The 18,075-nt window shown below is 61.9% G+C and carries 23 protein-coding genes and 1 tRNA gene; 11 read left to right on the forward strand and 13 right to left on the reverse strand.

Annotation, left to right across the window (positions count from 1 at the left end):
• The first annotated feature begins 55 nt into the window (after positions 1-55).
• The 4 genes from NO934_RS14995 (at position 56) to thrS (ending at position 3,338) form a co-directional block, all read left to right on the forward strand.
• Positions 56-484, forward strand: a complete 429-nt coding sequence (locus NO934_RS14995; RefSeq protein ID WP_309160773.1) for an iron-sulfur cluster assembly scaffold protein — start codon at positions 56-58, stop codon at positions 482-484.
• Complete coding sequence (gene yidD, locus NO934_RS15000; protein ID WP_309163737.1) at positions 484-792, forward strand: membrane protein insertion efficiency factor YidD; 309 nt, start codon at positions 484-486, stop codon at positions 790-792. The genes NO934_RS14995 and yidD overlap by 1 nt, the downstream gene beginning before the upstream one ends.
• Before the next feature lie 192 nt (positions 793-984).
• The gene (locus NO934_RS15005) at positions 985-1,200 is read left to right on the forward strand and encodes a hypothetical protein (protein WP_309160774.1); all 216 of its coding nucleotides are present in this window, start codon (positions 985-987) and stop codon (positions 1,198-1,200) included.
• Between the two features lie 167 nt (positions 1,201-1,367).
• Positions 1,368-3,338, forward strand: a complete 1,971-nt coding sequence (gene thrS, locus NO934_RS15010; protein WP_309160775.1) for a threonine--tRNA ligase — start codon at positions 1,368-1,370, stop codon at positions 3,336-3,338.
• Between the two features lie 955 nt (positions 3,339-4,293).
• Here the strand turns inward: thrS and NO934_RS15015 are convergent.
• Positions 4,294-5,286, reverse strand: coding sequence for a hypothetical protein (locus NO934_RS15015; RefSeq protein WP_309160776.1), 993 nt, complete (start codon positions 5,284-5,286; stop codon positions 4,294-4,296).
• A gap of 116 nt (positions 5,287-5,402) precedes the next feature.
• Between NO934_RS15015 and NO934_RS15020 the strand changes: the two genes are divergently transcribed.
• From NO934_RS15020 to NO934_RS15030, 3 genes are all read left to right on the forward strand, one after another.
• Positions 5,403-5,981: a nitroreductase gene (locus NO934_RS15020; RefSeq protein WP_309160777.1), complete on the forward strand. Its 579-nt coding sequence runs from the start codon at positions 5,403-5,405 to the stop codon at positions 5,979-5,981.
• 57 nt (positions 5,982-6,038) lie between these two features.
• The gene (locus NO934_RS15025; RefSeq protein WP_309160778.1) at positions 6,039-6,857 is read left to right on the forward strand and encodes a transglycosylase SLT domain-containing protein; all 819 of its coding nucleotides are present in this window, start codon (positions 6,039-6,041) and stop codon (positions 6,855-6,857) included.
• Positions 6,858-6,943: 86 nt separating this feature from the next.
• Entirely contained in the window at positions 6,944-8,146 is a 1,203-nt protein-coding gene (locus NO934_RS15030) for a DUF2336 domain-containing protein (protein ID WP_309160779.1), read from the forward strand.
• Here NO934_RS15030 and NO934_RS15035 read toward each other — a convergent pair.
• Together NO934_RS15035 and NO934_RS15040 are read right to left on the reverse strand one after the other, a co-directional pair.
• Complete coding sequence (locus tag NO934_RS15035) at positions 8,143-8,919, reverse strand: NAD kinase (RefSeq protein ID WP_309160780.1); 777 nt, start codon at positions 8,917-8,919, stop codon at positions 8,143-8,145. The two genes, NO934_RS15030 and NO934_RS15035, sit on opposite strands and share 4 nt — an antisense overlap.
• A gap of 75 nt (positions 8,920-8,994) precedes the next feature.
• Complete coding sequence (locus tag NO934_RS15040) at positions 8,995-9,261, reverse strand: aa3-type cytochrome c oxidase subunit IV (protein WP_309160781.1); 267 nt, start codon at positions 9,259-9,261, stop codon at positions 8,995-8,997.
• Between the two features lie 108 nt (positions 9,262-9,369).
• Here NO934_RS15040 and NO934_RS15045 point away from each other — a divergent pair.
• Positions 9,370-9,445, forward strand: a tRNA-Thr gene (locus NO934_RS15045).
• A gap of 30 nt (positions 9,446-9,475) precedes the next feature.
• On the opposite strand, the gene NO934_RS15050 is transcribed toward NO934_RS15045, so the two are convergent.
• Together NO934_RS15050 and NO934_RS15055 are read right to left on the reverse strand one after the other, a co-directional pair.
• The gene (locus tag NO934_RS15050) at positions 9,476-10,708 is read right to left on the reverse strand and encodes a hypothetical protein (protein ID WP_309160782.1); all 1,233 of its coding nucleotides are present in this window, start codon (positions 10,706-10,708) and stop codon (positions 9,476-9,478) included.
• 320 nt (positions 10,709-11,028) lie between these two features.
• Entirely contained in the window at positions 11,029-11,166 is a 138-nt protein-coding gene (locus NO934_RS15055; RefSeq protein ID WP_309160783.1) for a hypothetical protein, read from the reverse strand.
• A gap of 102 nt (positions 11,167-11,268) precedes the next feature.
• Between NO934_RS15055 and NO934_RS15060 the strand changes: the two genes are divergently transcribed.
• Together NO934_RS15060 and NO934_RS15065 are read left to right on the forward strand one after the other, a co-directional pair.
• A complete protein-coding gene (locus NO934_RS15060; RefSeq protein ID WP_309160784.1) occupies positions 11,269-11,637 on the forward strand; it encodes a hypothetical protein in 369 nt (122 codons plus the stop codon).
• Between the two features lie 39 nt (positions 11,638-11,676).
• Positions 11,677-11,913: a hypothetical protein gene (locus NO934_RS15065; RefSeq protein ID WP_309160785.1), complete on the forward strand. Its 237-nt coding sequence runs from the start codon at positions 11,677-11,679 to the stop codon at positions 11,911-11,913.
• Here NO934_RS15065 and NO934_RS15070 read toward each other — a convergent pair.
• From NO934_RS15070 to NO934_RS15105, 8 genes are all read right to left on the reverse strand, one after another.
• The gene (locus tag NO934_RS15070) at positions 11,910-12,290 is read right to left on the reverse strand and encodes an HNH endonuclease (RefSeq protein ID WP_309160786.1); all 381 of its coding nucleotides are present in this window, start codon (positions 12,288-12,290) and stop codon (positions 11,910-11,912) included. The two genes, NO934_RS15065 and NO934_RS15070, sit on opposite strands and share 4 nt — an antisense overlap.
• Positions 12,283-12,621 (reverse strand): DUF4326 domain-containing protein, encoded by a 339-nt coding sequence (locus NO934_RS15075; RefSeq protein ID WP_309160787.1) that lies wholly within the window; start codon positions 12,619-12,621, stop codon positions 12,283-12,285. Before NO934_RS15075 ends, NO934_RS15070 begins: the two co-directional genes overlap by 8 nt.
• Positions 12,614-12,829, reverse strand: a complete 216-nt coding sequence (locus NO934_RS15080; protein WP_309160788.1) for a hypothetical protein — start codon at positions 12,827-12,829, stop codon at positions 12,614-12,616. The genes NO934_RS15075 and NO934_RS15080 overlap by 8 nt, the downstream gene beginning before the upstream one ends.
• Before the next feature lie 4 nt (positions 12,830-12,833).
• A complete protein-coding gene (locus NO934_RS15085) occupies positions 12,834-13,550 on the reverse strand; it encodes an exonuclease domain-containing protein (protein WP_309160789.1) in 717 nt (238 codons plus the stop codon).
• On the reverse strand, positions 13,547-14,479 hold the full coding sequence (locus NO934_RS15090) for a recombinase RecT (protein WP_309160790.1): 933 nt from the start codon (positions 14,477-14,479) through the stop codon (positions 13,547-13,549). The genes NO934_RS15085 and NO934_RS15090 overlap by 4 nt, the downstream gene beginning before the upstream one ends.
• Positions 14,476-15,456 carry a PD-(D/E)XK nuclease-like domain-containing protein gene (locus NO934_RS15095; protein ID WP_309160791.1) on the reverse strand — a complete coding sequence of 327 codons (981 nt, stop codon included), beginning with the start codon at positions 15,454-15,456 and terminating at the stop codon, positions 14,476-14,478. Before NO934_RS15095 ends, NO934_RS15090 begins: the two co-directional genes overlap by 4 nt.
• Before the next feature lie 197 nt (positions 15,457-15,653).
• A complete protein-coding gene (locus NO934_RS15100; RefSeq protein WP_309160792.1) occupies positions 15,654-16,115 on the reverse strand; it encodes a hypothetical protein in 462 nt (153 codons plus the stop codon).
• Between the two features lie 9 nt (positions 16,116-16,124).
• A complete protein-coding gene (locus tag NO934_RS15105) occupies positions 16,125-16,520 on the reverse strand; it encodes a hypothetical protein (RefSeq protein WP_309160793.1) in 396 nt (131 codons plus the stop codon).
• A gap of 496 nt (positions 16,521-17,016) precedes the next feature.
• On the opposite strand from NO934_RS15105, the gene NO934_RS15110 reads away from it, so the two are divergent.
• A complete protein-coding gene (locus NO934_RS15110; RefSeq protein WP_309160794.1) occupies positions 17,017-18,066 on the forward strand; it encodes a RelA/SpoT domain-containing protein in 1,050 nt (349 codons plus the stop codon).
• Positions 18,067-18,075: the final 9 nt, after the last annotated feature.

An 18,075-nucleotide genomic window follows, 5' to 3' on the forward strand; every position in this document is an offset into this window, starting at 1 on the left:
AGATTGGCAAGTTTGAGTGAACGATGGTCGATTATGACCTCGAACCGGGCCCGAGATGGAATTTTCCGACCTCTACAGCAACCGCATCCTCGAAATTGCCGGCGCCGCCCGCCAGATGCCGCGACTCGATGCGCCCGACGGGTCGGCGCGCAAGGTCTCCCGCGTCTGCGGCTCGGCCATAGAGGTCGATCTCAAGCTGGCCGATGGGGCCGTCGCAGCCTACGGCGCCTCGGTTAATGCCTGCGCCCTGGGCCAGACCAGCGCGGCGATCGTGGCCGAGCACATTGTCGGCGCAACCCCCGCCGAGTTGCGCGCCCTGCGCGAGCAGATGATCGCCATGCTCAAATCCGACGGTCCGGCGCCAACCGGGCGCTGGGACGATCTCAAATATCTCGAGCCGGTTCGCGGATTCCCCGCCCGTCATGCCTCGACTCTCCTGGTGTTCGACGCGGTGGCCGAGGCGCTGGACAGGGCAGGGGCGTGATGGGGCGGATCTGGGCGGTCATCGACTGGCCCTTCAAATGGTCTGCCTATCTCCTGATTCAGGCCTACCGTTACACCCTCTCGTCCGTCATGGGCCGCCAATGCCGGCATGCGCCGTCCTGCTCGGAATTCACCCGCGATGCCATTCTCAAGCACGGCTTCTGGCCTGGTGGCTGGATGGGCGCGGGCCGCATCTGGCGCTGCCGGCCGGGCGGTACGCACGGCTATGATCCGGTGCCTGAGACCGTGCCCGGCGCGGCGCGGTGGTATGCGCCGTGGCGTTACGGAAAGTGGCGCGCCGAGCGATGAACCTGACCTTTCGCTGACATGTGCGTCAGTAAAAAGTCAATTTAAAATCAATTACTTAATTGGGAACTGGCCGACGGAAAGCCCGTTATTGCAGCGTCGGTACGACAATACAGTGTGCCCCCGGCGCTCCATCAACCAGAGTCCCCCGCTCCGGTCGGGGGCACACTTTCCTCGACCAAGGAGGTTGCTCCCATGCCCATCGAACGCGAAACCATCATCGAAACTCCCACCGAGCGCCAAACCGTCGTTTCCGGCGGCGGAGGCCCTGCCGGGGTGATCGCCGGCGTCGTGCTGTTTATCCTGGCCATCCTGCTGGCGTTCTGGATCTTCGGCGCCGTATTCAACGGCGGTGGAGGCGGAGCGGACAGCGTGTCCGTCGATTTGCCCGAAGTGACGGTCACCGAATAAACCCAATCTTGTCCGGTTCGGCCAGCAAGGCGCCGCGTCACTGGACGACGGCGCCTTTTGCTTGCGTATTGGGATCGCCAAGAGGGCTGGAATTGCCGCTCAATCGTGCTAATCAACCCGCCTTGCGCCCAAAGGGCGTGCAACCAAGCAATTCATGGAGACCTAAGATGATCAAGGTGACGTTCCCCGATGGTGCAGTGCGTGATTACGCTCGCGGCACCACCGGGACCACCATCGTCGAGGGGATCTCCAAATCTCTGGCGAAAAAGACCGTCGCCATGCGCTGGAATGGCGTTTTGTCCGACCTTTCCGATCCGCTCGAAGCGGATGGGGCGATCGAGTTCGTCCTGCGCGACGACGAAGCGGCGCTCGAACTGATCCGTCACGATACGGCCCACGTGCTTGCCGAGGCGGTGCAGGAGCTTTGGCCGGATACGCAGGTGACGATCGGCCCGGTGATCGAAAACGGCTTCTATTACGATTTCTACCGCGCCGAGCCGTTCTCGGAAGACGATCTGCGCGCCATCGAAAAGAAGATGGAGGAGATCGTCGATCGCGGTGCCGAGTTCACCAAGGAAGTCTGGAGCCGCGACGAGGCCAAGAAGGTCTTTGCCGCCAAGGGCGAGCAGTTCAAGGTCGAACTCGTCGATGCCATCCCCGAGGACCAGGACGTCAAGATCTATAAGCAGGGCCAGTGGTTCGACCTTTGCCGCGGCCCGCACATGCGCACGACCAAGGATGTGGGCAAGGCGTTCAAGCTCACCAAGGTGGCCGGCGCCTATTGGCGTGGGGATTCCGACCGCGAAGTCCTGAGCCGCATCTACGGCACGGCCTGGGCGAGCAAGGACCAGCTCGACGCGCACCTCCACATGATCGAGGAGGCTGAAAAGCGCGATCATCGCAAGATCGGGCAGGAGATGGATCTTTACCACTTCCAGCCCGAGGCGCAGGGATCGGTGTTCTGGCACCCCAAGGGGTTCGTCATGTACAATCAGATGGAGGAATATATCCGCCGCCGTCTGAACGATGCCGGCTACAAGGAAATCAAGACGCCGCAGCTTCTGGACAACAAGCTCTGGGAGAAATCGGGCCACTGGGGCAAGTTCCGCGAGAACATGTTCGTGGTGCCCGACGAGATGCCCTCGACCGAAGGCGACCAGCCGGAGATTTCGGCCGATGCCAACCTTCTGGCGCTGAAGCCCATGAACTGTCCCGCGCACGTGCAGGTCTTCAACCAGGGCATCAAGTCTTACCGCGATCTGCCTTTGCGGCTTGCCGAATTCGGTTGCTGCCATCGCAACGAGGCGCATGGCGCCCTCCATGGCCTGATGCGTGTGCGACAGATGACCCAGGACGACGCGCATATCTTCTGCCGGGTCGACCAGATCCAGGCCGAGACTGAAAAGTTCTGCGCGCTGCTCGATTCCGTCTATGCCGATATGGGCTTCACGGAAGTCAAAATCCTGCTCGCCACGCGGCCCGAAACTCGCGCAGGTGACGATGCCGTTTGGGATTTGGCTGAAAAGAGCCTGGGCGACGCGCTCAAGGCCACCGGCCGTGGCTTCGAGATCGCCGAGGGCGAGGGGGCGTTCTACGGTCCCAAGCTCGAGTTCCACTTGAAGGACGCGATCGGCCGCTCCTGGCAGTGCGGCACGCTGCAGCTTGATTTCGTCATGCCCGAGCGGCTGGAGGCCTCTTATGTGGCCGAGGACGGCTCGCGCCAGCGCCCCGTCATGCTGCACCGGGCGATCCTGGGCTCGCTCGAGCGCTTCATCGGCATGATGATCGAAAGCTATGCCGGCCGCATGCCGCTCTGGCTCGCCCCGGTGCAGGTGGTCGTCGCCACCATCGTCTCGGACGCCGACGAGTACGCACGTGAAGTCGTCGCCGAGTTGCAGGCGAGGGGCATTCGTGCCGAGCTCGACACCCGCAACGAGTCGATCAACTACAAGGTGCGCGAACACTCGGTCGGCCGCGTGCCGTTCATCTTCGTTGCCGGGCGCCGCGAGGCGGAAGAAAAAACCGTCTCCATCCGCCAGCTCGGCAGCCAGGGCCAGACGGTCAAGCCCGTCGCCGACGCGATCGCCGAACTGGCAGCCGAAGTGACCCCGCCGGATCTGAAGCGCAAAGCGGCGTGATTTTCGATCCCCGGCGATGCGCCGGGGATTTTTCTGTGCCGGCACCGATATCCGCGCCGCTTGGGGCCTTGAGCAAGCCCGGAGTGACACGTTGAGGGTGAGGCAGGGCACCGCTCCGTCTCCGGACTCACCACGCGCCACTGCGGAGGTCTCCAGCAGCCCAACTGCTTATCCCCACCGTCACACCACACCCAACCGTCATCCCGGCCTTGAGCCGGGATCCAGTACACTCAGCGCTTGAGCCCAAGCCGTAACGCTTCCCCCCGGAACCCCTTCTCCCCTTGAGGGAGAAGGTGGATCGCCCAAAGTGCGCTGAGCCTCAACAATCACCGCCGATGGCCGCTGATATGCCGAGCCCCTCATCCGACCGCTTCGCGGCCACCTTCTCCCACCAGGGGAGAAGGATAACGGGGGAACACACCAGTACAGAGCTCCTGGCTTCTCTCAAGAACATGCCCCAGGAGCCCCCTTCTCCCCTGGTGGGAGAAGGGCCGGGGATGAGGGGGGCGCTGAGCTTTCACAAACACCTGCGCAAAAACTTATCCCCGCCCTCTCGGTTTCCCCCATACTCCCTCTCACGACCCCGCGCATATGGACGCAAGCGCTACGAACGTTTGGGCGGGATCGGTTCGGGTTCGTTGGGAGTCGTCCCAGCGGAGGCCCAAAGCGGACAGATGGCCGGATGTGGATAAAAGGTGTGAGCGGACCACCAATCCAATCACTCCCACGTCGCACCGGGGAAACCCGGAGGGGCAGCGAGGCAATCGGCAACGAAAGCCTCAACAACCCCCAGCCCGAGAAGCCGCCATAAGCCCAAAATCCCGGACGCATGGGGCGATGATCGCTTCATACTAACAAATACAGTGCGGAGCGTTCATCGCCCCATGCCGTCTATCCATCAGCAAACCGAGGCCCATGGCCGTCGGCCGCTTCCGTGCACGCCGAGAGGAAGCCATCAATAAACGGTCGTCAAAATCTCCACTTCCCGTGGGCTGCCGGGTACGATTTCGAATTCGCGGTTGTAGACGTTCTCGCCCAGCTTGGCCAAGGCCAGGTAGTCGCCCTCGGCCAGGACGGTGGCCGGAAAGGCGCCGATATCGGAGAAGATCGTTTCCCCCTCGGGCGTCTGGATGGTCCATTCGACGTCGGCGATGGCTTCCCCGCCTTCTTCGGAAACCAGCCGCAACGCCACCTGGGCGGCCTTGTGATAGAGCGTGGCTTCGGTGATCTGGCCCGATTCAACGCGCAGTTCGGAGCGCACGACGGCGTTGATCGGCCCGAACCGCGAGACGATCGAATAGATCCCGGCATTGAGGTGGATCAATTCGTTCGGGCTCACGTTCTCCGCGATCGTCACGCGCCCGTTTGGCCCATCCGAATAGATGTCGAAGCGCAGAAGTTCGTCGGGGATAGGAACGTCGCCGGTGATCATCGCTGAAAGTTGCAGGCCGCCCACCTCGAAGACCATGGTGTGGGTGTTGGGGCCGGGCTCGACGAACAGCCTGTCGCTCGCCTGCGCCCGTCCATAGGCGACATGCATGATGTATTCCCCGGGGGGCAGGCTCAGGCTGGCCGTTGCCTCTTCCGATTTGGCGACCAGGGCCAGTTCGCCATTGGCGTCGGTGCGCGTGTCGAACACGCGCCACACCAACCCATCGGGTATGAAGGGGCCATCGTCCGACAGCCGTGCGGAAAGCGTCACGGGCTGCGGATCGGTGATGCCGGAAAAATCGGGTTGCGCATCGGGGCCGGCATCGAGCTCGGTTCCGTCGATGACGATGGAGGGATCGTCGCCGGAGTCCTCGTTTTCCGCGGGAGCGGAACCGCCGAATTCGGCAGGGCGGGGAGGGGGAACAGGAGCCACGAGATCTTCGTCGATCTCCTGGGCAAATCCCGGAACGGCACCAATGATGAGAACGCACAGGAAAAACAGTTTACGCAGGTGCATCAGCCCACTCTTTGCCGAACCTCCCGCCACGAAATGGCGGCGATTCCTATTCTTGGATTGGGGAAAAGCTGTGTCATAAGGGAGCGCGATGAGCAAGTTAGGACCCGATTTCCGTTATGACCGTCAATACCGCCCTGCGTGATTATCTCCGCTCCCGGCGCACCGTTACCGCGCCTTTCCTGGCGGAACCTGGACCGACCCAGGACCAACTCGCCGAACTCCTCACGATTGCGTGTCGCGTTCCCGACCACGGCAAGCTCGCCCCTTGGCGATTCGTGATTTTTGCCGGCACGGCGCGCGAAAAAGTGGGGCAGCACCTTTACGACATCGCCCAGCGCAAATGGCCCGAGCGCACCGAGGAGCAGCTTGCCGTCGAGCGCAATCAGTTCCTGCCCGCGCCGCTCACCGTTGGGGTGATCTCGACCGCTGCGCCGCATGTCAAAATCCCCGAGTTCGAACAATTGCTGGCCGCCGGCAACGTCGCCTTCAACCTTTGCCATGCCGCCAACGCGCTCGGTTTCGGCGCCCATTGGGTAACCCGCTGGTTCGCCTATGACGATGAGGCTGCCGCAATGCTGGGCGCTCGAGAAGGCGAGCGGTTCGTCGCTTTTGTCCATATCGGCACGCCGCAGACCCGCCTCGAAGATCGGGACCGCCCCGATCCACAAGCGCTCACCACCTATTGGGAGGGTTAACCGGGCGTTAACCGCTGGTAGGGTTTCATTAACCATAATCACCCGAGTCGGACGTTCATGGCCTCGCCGATTTCCTCGATTCCGCAACCCATCGCCTATGCCCTTGACCGGGCAGGGACGCGCAACGGCGTGGATTTCGACTATCTGCTGCAGACGGCGATCCGGGAAAGCAGCCTCAACCCGGCCGCCAAGGCGCCAACCTCGTCGGCGACCGGGCTTTTCCAGTTCATCGAGAGCACCTGGCTCGAAGTGATGAAATCCGAAGGTCCGCGCCTCGGCTACCAGGACTTCGCCGATCAGATCCATGAGAATGACGGCGAATTCTTCGTCCCCGATCCGGCGGTGCGCCAGCAGATTCTCGACCTGCGCCACGATCCGCAGGTTTCGGCCGACCTGGCGGCGGCTTTCACGCGGCGCAACGGCGATTATCTGCTGGAGAAATTCGGCCGCATGCCGAGTCCGGGCGAACTCTATATCGCCCACTTCATGGGCCCCAGCGGCGCCGAGCGGTTTTTCGAGCTGGGACTGCAGAACCCCGAAGCCATTGCGGCAACAGCCTTTCCGCGCCCGGCCGCGGCAAATCCGACAATCTTCTACGATGGCGGACGGCCGCGCACCGTTCGCGAAGTCTATGAGGTGTTGGTCGCGCGCCATGGCGGCGCACCCACCAATGCAGCCTTCGAGGTGCAGCAATTGGCCAGCCAGCAGGCGCTGCCTTCGCGCGTCAAACTCGATAGCCAACCGTTGATCCCGCCCGGCGTGTCGTTCACTTCGCTGTTTTCGACGGAGGTAGCTCCACCCGCCGCGTCGCCGGTCGAGCCGCCCGAGGCCGTACCGGGCAGGGCGCTGTTCAGCGGCTTTTATTCAGGCGAGTAATCCCCGCGCAGCCGACCGGCGTTATGGTGAACCAATCCTTAAGCGTTGCCCGCTAGGGTCCGGCGCAGGAAGGTTTGGGGTTACAGATGGTCGCTTATCAGCGTTACGTGCAACTGTCGCAATCGCGGAACAGCGAGGAGCGCGGGCAGGCGGCACATATGGCTGCGCTGGCTTATCTGGGGCACAAGGGACCGGCCGACGAACAGGCGGCCCTCTATGCTGCGCTCATGAATTTTCTCGACGACCCGTCGGTCAAGGTGCGCGCCGCGCTCGCCTATGGACTGCTGCATTCCGAGCATGCCCCGCGCCCCATCATGCTGGCGCTGGCCCAGGACGCGCCGGTCATTTCGCGGGCCGTCGTGCAGTTTTCGCCGGTTCTGCTCGGTTCTGATCTCATGGGCATCATCCGTTCGGGCGATCCCGACATGCTTGTCGCGATGACGGCACGGCCCGCACTCAGCCAGCGGGTCGCGTTGGCCCTCGTCCGTCAGGGAGAGCCCGATCTTTGTGTCCGCGTCCTCGAGCGCGCGGATATCAGCCTGCCGGACGATGACTTTATCGCCTTGGCGGACAAATGGGGAGATGATGCCAGGGTGCGCGGCGTTTTGCTCAAGCGCCGCGACCTGCCGGGAATTGCCCGGCTGCATCTCGTGGAGCGGGTGCGCGCGGCCCTGTCCGATTTGCGGATCGTAAAAGGCTCGGTCCAGCCTCGCCGGCTCGAGCGTCTGCTGCGTGACGGGTGCGACAACGCGGCGACCGCTATCGGCGAACGCGAGGCGGGCAGGGGCGCGCGCGGCTATGTCGCCGCCATGGCCGAAGGCGAGCGGATCAACGCGCGTTTGATGCTGCATGCGCTGGTGCATGGGCATGTGCTGTTTTTCGCAGATGCCCTGGCCCAGCTTTCCGGCGCCCCGCGCGCCAAGGTTTTCACCATTCTCGACGGCGGCAGCCGTGCCGCGCTGCATGCGCTCCTTACCCGTTGCGGGTTCACGCCGGCGGTGCGCAATTTGCTGGCGCGGATGGTCGGGCACGCACGCAAGGCCGATCTCGCCGACGATATCGCGGCGCGGCACTACGTGGTTTCTCTTCTCATAGAGGAACTGATTGCCGAACATGACGGCGTTCTGCCGCCCTCTCTCGATGAGGCGTTCGCCTATCTCAACGAGCAGAACATCGCTTTGGCGCGCACTGCAGCGCGCGGCGTCATGCCGGCCTTTGCCGCAGAGGCTCCCGACGAAATCATGCTGCCGGACATGAGCGCCGGCCGCCTTGCCTTGCCGGCCGCTTAATAGCGGAACTGCTCGATGAGCACACGTTCGTCGAGACTATGGCCCGGATCGAACAGCAGGGTCGCCGAGTGCCGCCGATCCTCGTGCACCCGCACCTCGATCACCTCGTTGAATTCCACATTGTCCGCCACCGCGCTAAGCGGGCGCTTTCCCGCTTCCAGCGTGGTGAAGCTGATATTGGCGCGATTGGAAAGGATCGCTCCCCGCCAGCGACGCGGGCGGAACGGGGAAATCGGGGTGAGCGCCAGGAGTGGTGCGGTGATCGGCAGGATCGGTCCATGAGCCGAGAGGTTGTAGGCGGTCGATCCTGCAGGGGTCGCAGCGATGATGCCGTCGCAGATGAGCTCTTCGAGCCGGACATCGCCATCGATGCGGATCTGGATCTTGGCCGCCTGGTAGGACGAACGAAACAGCGAAACTTCGTTCAGCGCCAGCGCTTCGGAAACCGTCCCCTGCGCATCGGTCACCCGCATCTTGAGCGGATGAATCGTGGTCGGCATCGCTGCCCTCAACCGCACATCGAGAGCGTCGGGGCTGTACTCGTTCATTAGGAACCCGACCGAGCCGAAGTTCATCCCATAAACGGGAATGTTGCGGTCCATTACCCGATGCAGCGTTTCGAGCATCAACCCGTCGCCGCCGAGCGCGACGACGATCGAGGCCTTCTCGATTCCGGCATCGCCGTGCCGGGCGACGAGGATTTCGCGTGCGGCGCGCGCCTCGGCCGTGTCGGACGACACGAAGGCAACCTTGCCGTCGGTATAAAGCGCCAAGCCTATTCTCCCCGGCCGCAGACAAATCACATTGCCGTCCGGGGATTTAGCATGCAGGCCGTGGTCTGGCCAGCGTCAGTGCGCCGAGGCCGGGGTGGACAAAATGCCGTAGATGAGCGCGGCGACCGCGATCACCATCAACACCACCCCGCCAGCCATCGAGCCGCCCAAGGTCATGGCATAGAGCCCGAGCAGCAGAAGCGGGACATGGATCAGGAACCATTTGGTGAGATGGAGAAAGCCGTTATAGGTCTTGGTATGCTCGGTATATTCGGCGTCGAGCTGAGCCGGCGTTGGCTCTTCGATTGCCGGATCGACGCTGACAAGTTGTGCTTCGCTCATGGTCTGCCCTCCATAGGCTAGTACTCCCTAAACGGCAAAGCTGCCGGGAGGTTTCCGCACAAGGCTCGCTTGCATCGGCGATGGACTGGTGCTAGCAACCTCGCCGATGCCGGTATAGCTCAGTTGGTAGAGCATCTGATTTGTAATCAGAGGGTCGCGGGTTCAAGTCCTGCTGCCGGCACCATCGGAACCCCCGGCCCGTGGGCGTTTCCGCCTATTTCTCCCGATAGCTCTTGGCCCAACGGTTTCCAATTCTGGTTGCCGGTTTCCAATTCGCGTTCTGTTCCTGTTCCAGGAATCGGGGTGCCACGCTGTCCCAATTCTCCTCCAAACGCTTCATCGCATTGACCGCAAGGCGTCTCTTACTCACGTCTTTGCCGTAGTGCTGGACCATCTTGGGGCTCATGTTTGTGATCGATCCAACCTCGGCTTCGGTGCACCCCACCTCCAGCAAGTTGATCACCGCATTCTTGCGCAGGCCGTGGAAAACGATCCGCTCCTCGCGGAATCGCTGAAACGGCGGCGTGTCCATCATTTTCTGCCATTCGGTGCGGAAGCCATCGGCGGCCTTGTAGGGGTGTCCCTTCACCCCCAGGTGCAATGCCTTGCTGACAATCGCCGGCTTGTCGGCGGCGACCCTCGCTTCGTTCGCTGCGGCGTACATCGCCTCCGCCCTTTGGAGCCATGGTCTATAACTTGAGTGAATGGGCACCCAGACCGTGGTCTTGGTCTTTTGCGCCGTAACGGCGATCACGCCTTCCCCCAGCTTCGGCCTCTCCATCCCCAGCACATCGGTTTGCCTCTGCCCCGTGAACAGGGCAGAGATGGCCGGCATCAGCATGTTGAAAGGCGCATGCTCGAAAAGCACATCGAACGCCCAATCCGGCCATGGTGTCCATGGCTCGCCACCGGGTATCTTGTCGGTGAACTGCACCGGGTTGGTCGCGCTGAACCCCCGTGGGACACCCCAAGCCATCAGTCGAGACAGGTAGGCCCTAAACTGATTGGCAGTGGCCGGCGTATCGGCCAAGGCATCAATGGCCTGCTGGGCATCGACGGCGGTCAACTCTGACGGAAGATCGAACGCCCAAGCCGCCTTTATCATCTCGCCGGACCTGCGGTAGTTGAGGCGCGTTGACTTGGCCAGCTTTGCCCAGGTCGGATTGCTGTCGTCATTGAACTGATCGACAAGAGCGGTGAAGTCCTTGGCGTCCTCATGCTGTCGCCTATGCCAAGCCGCATGGACCTTGTGCGCGGTTGGCCAGAAATCGTCGGCCTTGTGGTCGGGCAGGGCAGCGCCGTGAAGCTTCCAGCCGTCATCCTCGCGCTCAAGATGGCCGCAGATGGATATGGCGTCTTGGAACTCGCGTGTCAGGGGATGCGGAACACCTATCGAGGGCCATGCCTCGGGTGTGTTGCGGTGCCGGGTGTAGAAGTAATATTCCACCGGCTCCTTTCCCTTGCGGCGCTTGATGATCCGGTGGACGTAGCGAGGCAGTTCAACCACGCCCGACTTCCCTGACCTTTTCACGGAATCGCTCTCCCATCCCTGTCGGCGCTTGGACTATGCCAAGCGCGCGCTCGAGATCGGCACGATACCAAAATTTCCTGCGCTTCGATTCGACAACGCGAGGCTGTGGGTAAATCTCCCCGACGCGTTCAAGGAAGTCCTCAACGTGCCGCTCACCACAGAAGGCGGCGGCCATGTCCGCGAGCATGCGCGGCGGCCATGCGTCCGATGGGAATGTGGGCGGGCGTCGGCTCATCTCACACTCCGAACAGCGGCAGCGCGGTCAGGACCAGGCTGAGCACGATGCCGAGAACTGCGGCGACGAGGACCACGCGGACCAGCAGCGACATTGGGCGTGGATCCCGTTCGCTCATGGTGTTGCTCCGAAGTGACACGCGGCTTCTCCATGATAACCGCGACGTTGAGCCCGGGAGCGAAGATCGCTCTGCGGCATTAGGGCAAGCCGACATCATCTTCCGAGAGTGAACCCTGTGCCCATGCCTGTTTCCCAAGCCTCCCAAGTCATCGAGCGCACCAAAGAGCGTGCGCACGTCCTCCAGGAGGAACTCCTTCATTGGGCGGCGGAGGTTGGAAGGGCGGAAGAAGCCGGCGCCGCGAACGAAACGCAGGTGCAGGCGATCCAGTCCGCCGCCGAGTTGGCGCGACATGAGGCTGATGGCCTTCGCGCCGTACTGGCGGCAAATGTCGAGATGACGGACGAGGAAGCCGAGGCAATGGTCAAGCTGGACCGGGAGCTGACGGATATTGCCAGTGAATACGCGCAGCTCCGCGGCCGAGCCGCTCGGCTCTACCGTCCCAAGGAACTGGCCGAGCCGCCGTTGCCAACGAGCTTCAACCCTCGGTGATGAATTGACCACGCTTGTACCTTGGGCAATTGTCATCGGATGACCAGACCAAATGCGATCCAACGCGTAACGCTGTCTCGCCAGACGCTCTACACATACAAGGGCGTGCCTGGGGGTACGAAGGACGAGCCCGAACAGGTGCTCAAAATGATCCGCGACGAGATCGGAATCCTTGAGGGCATCGCGAGAGACGAACCGAAGAATGCGGAACCGATCGGGCTGCTGATCGATGCGTGGCGGGAGTTTGCCGAGACGCAGAAGATGAGAGCTCACTAGACCGGCTCTCCTGTTATTCGATCCACCACAGTTCCGTCCATGCGCTTCCTGAGGCGCGGATGGGATAGGCGGTGGCGGGACTTCTTGATGCCGAGGTGCTTCTGACGCTTACGGGCATTGATGGCCTTCTCTGCGACGTCCTGAGCCGTCTTGGCGCGGTGCTTGTCTCTTAGGGCAGGGAACAGGTTGCTTTCGCGGTGCTCGCCACCGTTGATAAGCGCGACCTTATGGTCGAGGTCCCAGGGCTCCCCCGGCATGATCTTCCGCCCAGAGATATGGCAACGTCCGCCTTCGCGCTCGAAGATGCGCAGCCTGACGCGGTCCGGAACCTTCTGGTCCGGCGTCTTGCCGACCCACTCCGGGACGCTTCTAGGCATTCGCGAGCTCCAGCAGGATTTCCGCATGACACGGGCTACCCAAGGGGCACCAGCAAGCCAGGTTCTTGCCCCGCAATTCGGAAAGGTCAGCAGGGTAGCCGGCGGCGGTCCTCAGTTCGGTGTCACCCAGCATCTCTCGGAAGAAGCCAACGGAGCCTTCGCGATCTGGTGCGATCCGGCCAAGTGGCCCCGGCTTACCGATCGGGAACGGATTTCCCCACTTCGTGGGGCGGCCGACGTTGATGGCCTCAAGCCCGTTGATTGAGCGGCTATGCTCTTGGAGGTTGAAGCCTCGCTGGCGGGAGAGTTGGAGGCGAACTGGTTTATCCATGGACCTCGCTCCTGAGTTTTGCGATGCACGCGGCCTTGATCTGGCTCTCTATGGCCTTGGTGGATTGGTGCCGGCGCTTGGCCACGGCGAACTTCGTCGTCAGATCATCGACGCCCATTGCCCTTGCAAGCTTGCGCTGCCTATGGGGAACGATGAAGTAGCGGCGGATGATGCGGGCGGCGCGGCGGATGTGGTGGGGAACGGACATTGCTTCACCTCGACAGCCAATGCTTCACGGTGTGGCGCACGTCCTCGTCCATGTCCTGTCGGGACATCCACTCGAGATAGCCGCGATCGCTGCGGGCCAACTCCTCGTAGGACTTGCCACGATGCTTGCCGAAGGTGACGGTGCGCAGGAGAACCGGGCTTTCGGTGATCGCCACCAGATCGAGCGCCCGGCGGTGCTTGAGGCATTCGATTAGGATATGCGCCGTGACATAGGCGTCGGGCAGGGCGCGATGCGGCGGCTCGGCAAGAGCCTTGTCGAGCGCCAGACCAAGCTCATATCGGCAGGCCTGATTGCTGTGGCTCTCAAAGTCGGGCCAGATCGACATGGCCGACTTGTGGGTGCAGACCCAGCGATACCCAAACATGCTCAGGAAGTGGCGCTCGAACTTGGCGTTGTGGGCGCAGAGCAGGTCATGCTCGGATAAGCCCTTGCTGATATAGGGCATCACCTGGGCGAACGCGGGAGCTTCGGCCACTTCCTCGTTCGTGATGTGGTGGACCGCCATGGTCTTCGGGGTGATGGGCTTGGAGGGCTTCACCAGCGTCGACCATTGCCGAACGATCGAGAGGTTGTCGAGCAGGACATCGACAAAACCGACCTCCACAATCTCGGCGCCCTCATCATCTGGAAGTCCAGAAGTTTCGAGATCAATCACGCGGATGATACGGGGCTCATCGAGCCCAAGGGGAAGTGCGCTCATTGTGCTGCGGCCTCCATAGCGTCGGCCTCGGCATCCCATGCCATCAGCCATGCGGTCTTTTCGGAATCGGTAAAGTCGTCGGGCGCTTCGCGCGGCTCGCCGGCATGAAAGGCGCGCCGGCCTTCCCGCTTCGCCTCGATCACGTCGCCATCAGCGTTCGGCAGGTCGCCGGGGAAATCCTCGAAGTCACTGGCGGGCGCTTCGGCCTCGTTGGGGGATTGATCCGTCTCGGGTTCTTTCGCCGCTCCTGAGTTATCTGTGGCGTCCAGAGTGGCGCCCACGTTCTCGGCATTGAAACCGTTAGTGCCGCCGGAAAGGCGGGCAGCCAGACCAGTGCCTTCCGGCGTCACGTCTCGCGCCCGCGCCACTGCCATCTCCTCGATGTCGTACATGCCGAGAATGACATCGGGGCAGTGCCGGCGACCGAAGGCGCGCAGGCTGTAGTAGGCGAGCTGCTGGTCGGGATCGGACTTCCAGAGCGGCGAGTTCTTGGGCGTGATCTTGGAGAATTTCGGGCTCTCATAGACCTGCACCTTGCCGTCTAGGAACTTGCCGGTGATAACGCATTGGCGAGTGTCGCCCTCGCCCTTGTATGAGACGTCGGGCCGCTCAGAGAGTGGCGCCAGTTTGAGCATGACGGCAGCGATCACCTGAGCCTCATAGGCCAGATTGTCGTTCACGAAATAGCTCTTGCGGGCCAGGGCATACGGGCTGATGCCGAACCGGATTGCATCGTCAATGATGCCCAGGCATGCGCCGGGCTGGCCGCGCAGGTGCTTGGGGACCGCCGAACCGGAGACGGCCATCATCTTCGCGTATTCCATTACCTCCGTTGCATTGCGAAAGCTGATTCCGCCTTCGGTTACGGCGATTGCGCCGGTCACGTCTTTGTCGATCCGGTTCTCGATGTTTGCGATGGCGTTGCTCATGCGGCGAGTTCCTGTTCCAGTGTATCGAGGTATCGTTCGGTTGCGTCTCGCCCCCATTGCGGGATCGAAAGACGCATGGCGTCAGCCTGCCGGGCCGTTGGGCCGGGCCAGATGCCGGTTTGGAGACAGCGTTCGAAGATCTGCAGCGCGACATGGACAGCGCGCTCTCCGAGGACGATATCGGCGTCATCGAGGGTCTTGATTGAGACGGCGTGGACGTTCCCTGTGTCGACAAACACGAGATGGAAGCCTTCCATCTTGCGGCCAAGCACCCGATCGGCAGCCATGCCCACCACGGCGCCTTGGACGTGGTAACCATGGTCATGCACGGCCATCGCGATGTTGCGGTCGCTCATCCCCTCGGCGTTGCGCGGGCTGATCGTCTTGAGGTCAGCGAAATCGTTGCTGTCGCCAGGGATGGCGTCGGGGCGGGCCTTCACCCAAACATTGCCCTCGCGCCAGAACAGCGATTTTTCGATCTCGCCCGAAAGAACGCCGGCCTGGGCGACCAGAGGAGAATTGGCGAGGCCGCAGCCCTCCATTCCCTTCTGCCACGGCAGGAGCCCAGCCATTCCCTTGATCTTCTCGATCTGGGCCGGCGTCAGCACTGTGATGCCGCGTGCCGCCTGTTCATCAAGCCATTCCCGGCACGACTTATTGTTGCCGTTCCACGCCCGCCCATCGGGCGCCGTATCGGGCCGGATGACGAAGTGCTTGGCAAATTCAGCTTCGCCCAGGAGCAGGTGGTGAGCCGCGCGCCCAAGGATGAATGCCTCGGCGTCGTCCTGCTCCACCCGGTTCGGGTTCAGGTCCGAGTGCTTCCAGTAATGCGCCGGGCTCTTGAGGATGGCACGGATGCCGCTCGAGCTGATCGACGGGCCATCGCAGCACTGCGAATGGTATTCAGCGATCGGCAGGTCATAGACGCCGGGCTTGCTGATCTTGCCGCCGGGTTTGATCTGGCTGTGTACCGTCATCGTCTTTCTCCGGTTTCGGCCGCGGCACCTGGCGCAGCTTGTTTCATCCCAATCGACCTCAGGAGCGCGGGCCATCTGTCTGCCTCTGCGCCTCGTCCACGAGGGCGATGATCTTGTCCGCCGCATCATCGGCATCTGCCGTTTCCCGTATGGTGCGGACGATGTTCTTGCGGAGGGTGGTGGCGGGCGGATGTCCATCAGACTGCCTCCGCCAAGTGCTTCGGTACGCTGACCGGGCTCATTCCGCCTTCGATCAGGATCGACTTGCGGTTGACCTTCACGACCTTGCGAACGCCGTAGAGGGTGCGGACCATCTGCCCGACCTTGAAGTCCGCCGCGGCGATAGCGGCTTCGCGTTCGGCCGCGGCATCGCCAGCCATCCGGGCACCGCGCGCTTCCATTGAGTCGGCGGTTTCGCGGAGGGCCTTGGCCTCCATGTAGAGGTTTCCCGCCTTGACGATCTTGCTGCGCTCACGCTCGCGGCGGGCTGCAAAAGCGCGACCAGCAGCATTGCCGTAAGCTGGCTGCGTCCAGAAAGTGCTATCGTCATCCACAGAGCCGCGAAGGCGATTGCTTTCGGCTTCCTTGGCATCGGCGCGGGCGCGGAGTTCGGCAACCTTGGCGTCTATCCGGGCTTGGCGCTGCTCTCTGGTTTCCATTGCCGCCTCCTATTCGGCCGCCGCGAGAAACGCGGGGGCTGCCCGCCGTTCCGCATCAAGGGCATCGAGAATGTCGGTCTGCTTCATCGCCCACCGGATCACCCATGCCTTGGCGACACGGATGGCCTCGGGAGCGGGAAGGGTGGTCACCTCACGGAAGGGCTTGCCCTGCCAGAACCGCTCCTGACCCATGCCCTTGATCTTGCCGAGGCGATCACATGCGGCCTCGAACTGATCGTCGCATTCGACCAGCCATGTTTCCGACCGCGAACGGGGATGACGGATGGAGCCGTAGGCGATGCCGGTTTCGATCAGGGCGTCGAGATCATTGCCCGACAGGCCGATCTCGAGCTTGATCTCGGCTACCGTGATTTGATCCTGGCTGTGCTGGATGAACTGGGTCATCGTGTTGGTGCTCCATCGTGTTGGGGAGATCGGCGCGGTGCGCTTCTTCGTCCCCGGTGATGGAGTGAATATGTAGCAATAAATGCGACACGTCAAGCACGTGTAACAAGAGAAGTCGCAGGAAATGTTACATGCGGGATTGACGCCCACCTTTCACGCGCGTACATACGCGGTACAATGTCGTAGCGGTGAGTGAGGAGATGGGCGCGAACAGCGGCCATCGACGAACGGTTGGAAGCGCGCCCTTGACGGGCGCTTCCACCAACTCAGGAGCTAGAGCTTAAGGGTTCCACAGAGGATGTTTCTAATCCTCAACCTCTGAAATGTGTAAACGCACACACGCGCGAGAAAGCGCCGTCAGGCGAGCTCTGGGAGGCAATAAGTCTACCGGGCGACAGGTGTAGGGTGATTGGTTCAGGTGAGTGATCAAGCGGCCGCTGACACTGGCGCTCAGCTAGGTTTGAAGTTACCTTCGATGCTTTCGGAGGGACAGCAGTTGGCATTCACACAACCACCAGAATCGCGGTCACGGGTGCGCAATGCTGGGCGCGCCGTCGCTGAACAACGCGCTACGCCAGAAGATTACGAGCTAATCGATCAGTGGCGCGCAGCGCACAGCTACGTTTTGAACACCTTCAAGGTGTGGTTTCGTCGCCGGATTGAGCACGCGCCGATTAATGCTGAGTTCGCCCAGCGCCTCAAACGTCGCAACACCGTGTTGGATAAACTACAGAGGATGAAACCAGACGGGACGCCGCTAATACGCGACGTAACGACAATGCAGGATTTTGCCGGATGCCGACTGATTTTTGACAGTATTGACGACCTCAATGCGTTTCGCGGCGACTTGCTTTCGCCCCGCTCAATGGAGAACGTGAACCATAAACTGAAGCATTCCGATCTCGATAAGTACAATTATATCGAGCATCCGAAGACTACGGGCTACCGCGGGATTCATGATGTATTTCTGCACTACCCACGCCCTCACCGACGAGGAAACCAGACCTCCGCTCCTTGGCAGGGCTTGATGGTCGAGGTCCAATATCGAACGCGTGCCCAGCACGCCTGGGCCACGGCGCTGGAAATTTCCGACATCATGGACCGTCAGCGCACCAAGTTCGGGCATGGCGACGACGACCGTGGCATTTTCTTTTCGATGGCCAGCGAAATTATTGCGCGGCGGCACGAGGGCATGCAGCGCGCCTTCGTCAACTTGACGGATAAAGAGCTGGAGAATGAATTTCTCGTGCTAGAACGAGAACTCGGAATTTTGCAGCGGCTGGGCGCGATGCGCCAGTTTGACGAATTCGATAAGCTCCGGAAGCACAACGTTCTAAATATCTTCGCCAATGATGGGGGCGCATATTCCCTTGAAGTCGAGGTGTTTAGCAATTCCGAGGATGCAGTAGCCCGAGCGAGCCAGCTTGAAGCGAGCGGAGAGAGTATCAACGCGGTGTATGTCACCGGCGAACCGCAGCAGCTCCGCAGCGCGTATCGAAACTACTTCAACGACCCGGTGGATTTTGTGAACCTGCTAAAAGGATGAGTTTGGGTT

The organism is Pelagibacterium sp. H642, from assembly GCF_031202855.1.
Classification (GTDB): Bacteria; Pseudomonadota; Alphaproteobacteria; order Rhizobiales; family Devosiaceae; genus Pelagibacterium.

What these genes read in the sequence shown, in the direction of transcription:
- NO934_RS15005 (WP_309160774.1), top strand. Translation starts at nt 985, where the DNA reads ATGCCCATCGAACGCGAAACCATCATCGAAACTCCCACCGAGCGCCAA.
- thrS (WP_309160775.1), top strand. Translation starts at nt 1,368, where the DNA reads ATGATCAAGGTGACGTTCCCCGATGGTGCAGTGCGTGATTACGCTCGC.
- NO934_RS15040 (WP_309160781.1), bottom strand. Translation starts at nt 9,261, where the DNA reads ATGAGCGAAGCACAACTTGTCAGCGTCGATCCGGCAATCGAAGAGCCA.
- NO934_RS15075 (WP_309160787.1), bottom strand. Translation starts at nt 12,621, where the DNA reads ATGGATAAACCAGTTCGCCTCCAACTCTCCCGCCAGCGAGGCTTCAAC.
- NO934_RS15080 (WP_309160788.1), bottom strand. Translation starts at nt 12,829, where the DNA reads ATGTCCGTTCCCCACCACATCCGCCGCGCCGCCCGCATCATCCGCCGC.
- NO934_RS15070 (WP_309160786.1), bottom strand. Translation starts at nt 12,290, where the DNA reads ATGCCTAGAAGCGTCCCGGAGTGGGTCGGCAAGACGCCGGACCAGAAG.
- NO934_RS15085 (WP_309160789.1), bottom strand. Translation starts at nt 13,550, where the DNA reads ATGAGCGCACTTCCCCTTGGGCTCGATGAGCCCCGTATCATCCGCGTG.
- NO934_RS15105 (WP_309160793.1), bottom strand. Translation starts at nt 16,520, where the DNA reads ATGACCCAGTTCATCCAGCACAGCCAGGATCAAATCACGGTAGCCGAG.
- NO934_RS15020 (WP_309160777.1), top strand. Translation starts at nt 5,403, where the DNA reads ATGACCGTCAATACCGCCCTGCGTGATTATCTCCGCTCCCGGCGCACC.
- NO934_RS15030 (WP_309160779.1), top strand. Translation starts at nt 6,944, where the DNA reads ATGGTCGCTTATCAGCGTTACGTGCAACTGTCGCAATCGCGGAACAGC.
- NO934_RS15015 (WP_309160776.1), bottom strand. Translation starts at nt 5,286, where the DNA reads ATGCACCTGCGTAAACTGTTTTTCCTGTGCGTTCTCATCATTGGTGCC.
- NO934_RS15060 (WP_309160784.1), top strand. Translation starts at nt 11,269, where the DNA reads ATGCCTGTTTCCCAAGCCTCCCAAGTCATCGAGCGCACCAAAGAGCGT.
- NO934_RS15065 (WP_309160785.1), top strand. Translation starts at nt 11,677, where the DNA reads ATGACCAGACCAAATGCGATCCAACGCGTAACGCTGTCTCGCCAGACG.
- NO934_RS15090 (WP_309160790.1), bottom strand. Translation starts at nt 14,479, where the DNA reads ATGAGCAACGCCATCGCAAACATCGAGAACCGGATCGACAAAGACGTG.
- NO934_RS15100 (WP_309160792.1), bottom strand. Translation starts at nt 16,115, where the DNA reads ATGGAAACCAGAGAGCAGCGCCAAGCCCGGATAGACGCCAAGGTTGCC.
- NO934_RS15095 (WP_309160791.1), bottom strand. Translation starts at nt 15,456, where the DNA reads ATGACGGTACACAGCCAGATCAAACCCGGCGGCAAGATCAGCAAGCCC.
- yidD (WP_309163737.1), top strand. Translation starts at nt 484, where the DNA reads ATGGGGCGGATCTGGGCGGTCATCGACTGGCCCTTCAAATGGTCTGCC.
- NO934_RS14995 (WP_309160773.1), top strand. Translation starts at nt 56, where the DNA reads ATGGAATTTTCCGACCTCTACAGCAACCGCATCCTCGAAATTGCCGGC.
- NO934_RS15025 (WP_309160778.1), top strand. Translation starts at nt 6,039, where the DNA reads ATGGCCTCGCCGATTTCCTCGATTCCGCAACCCATCGCCTATGCCCTT.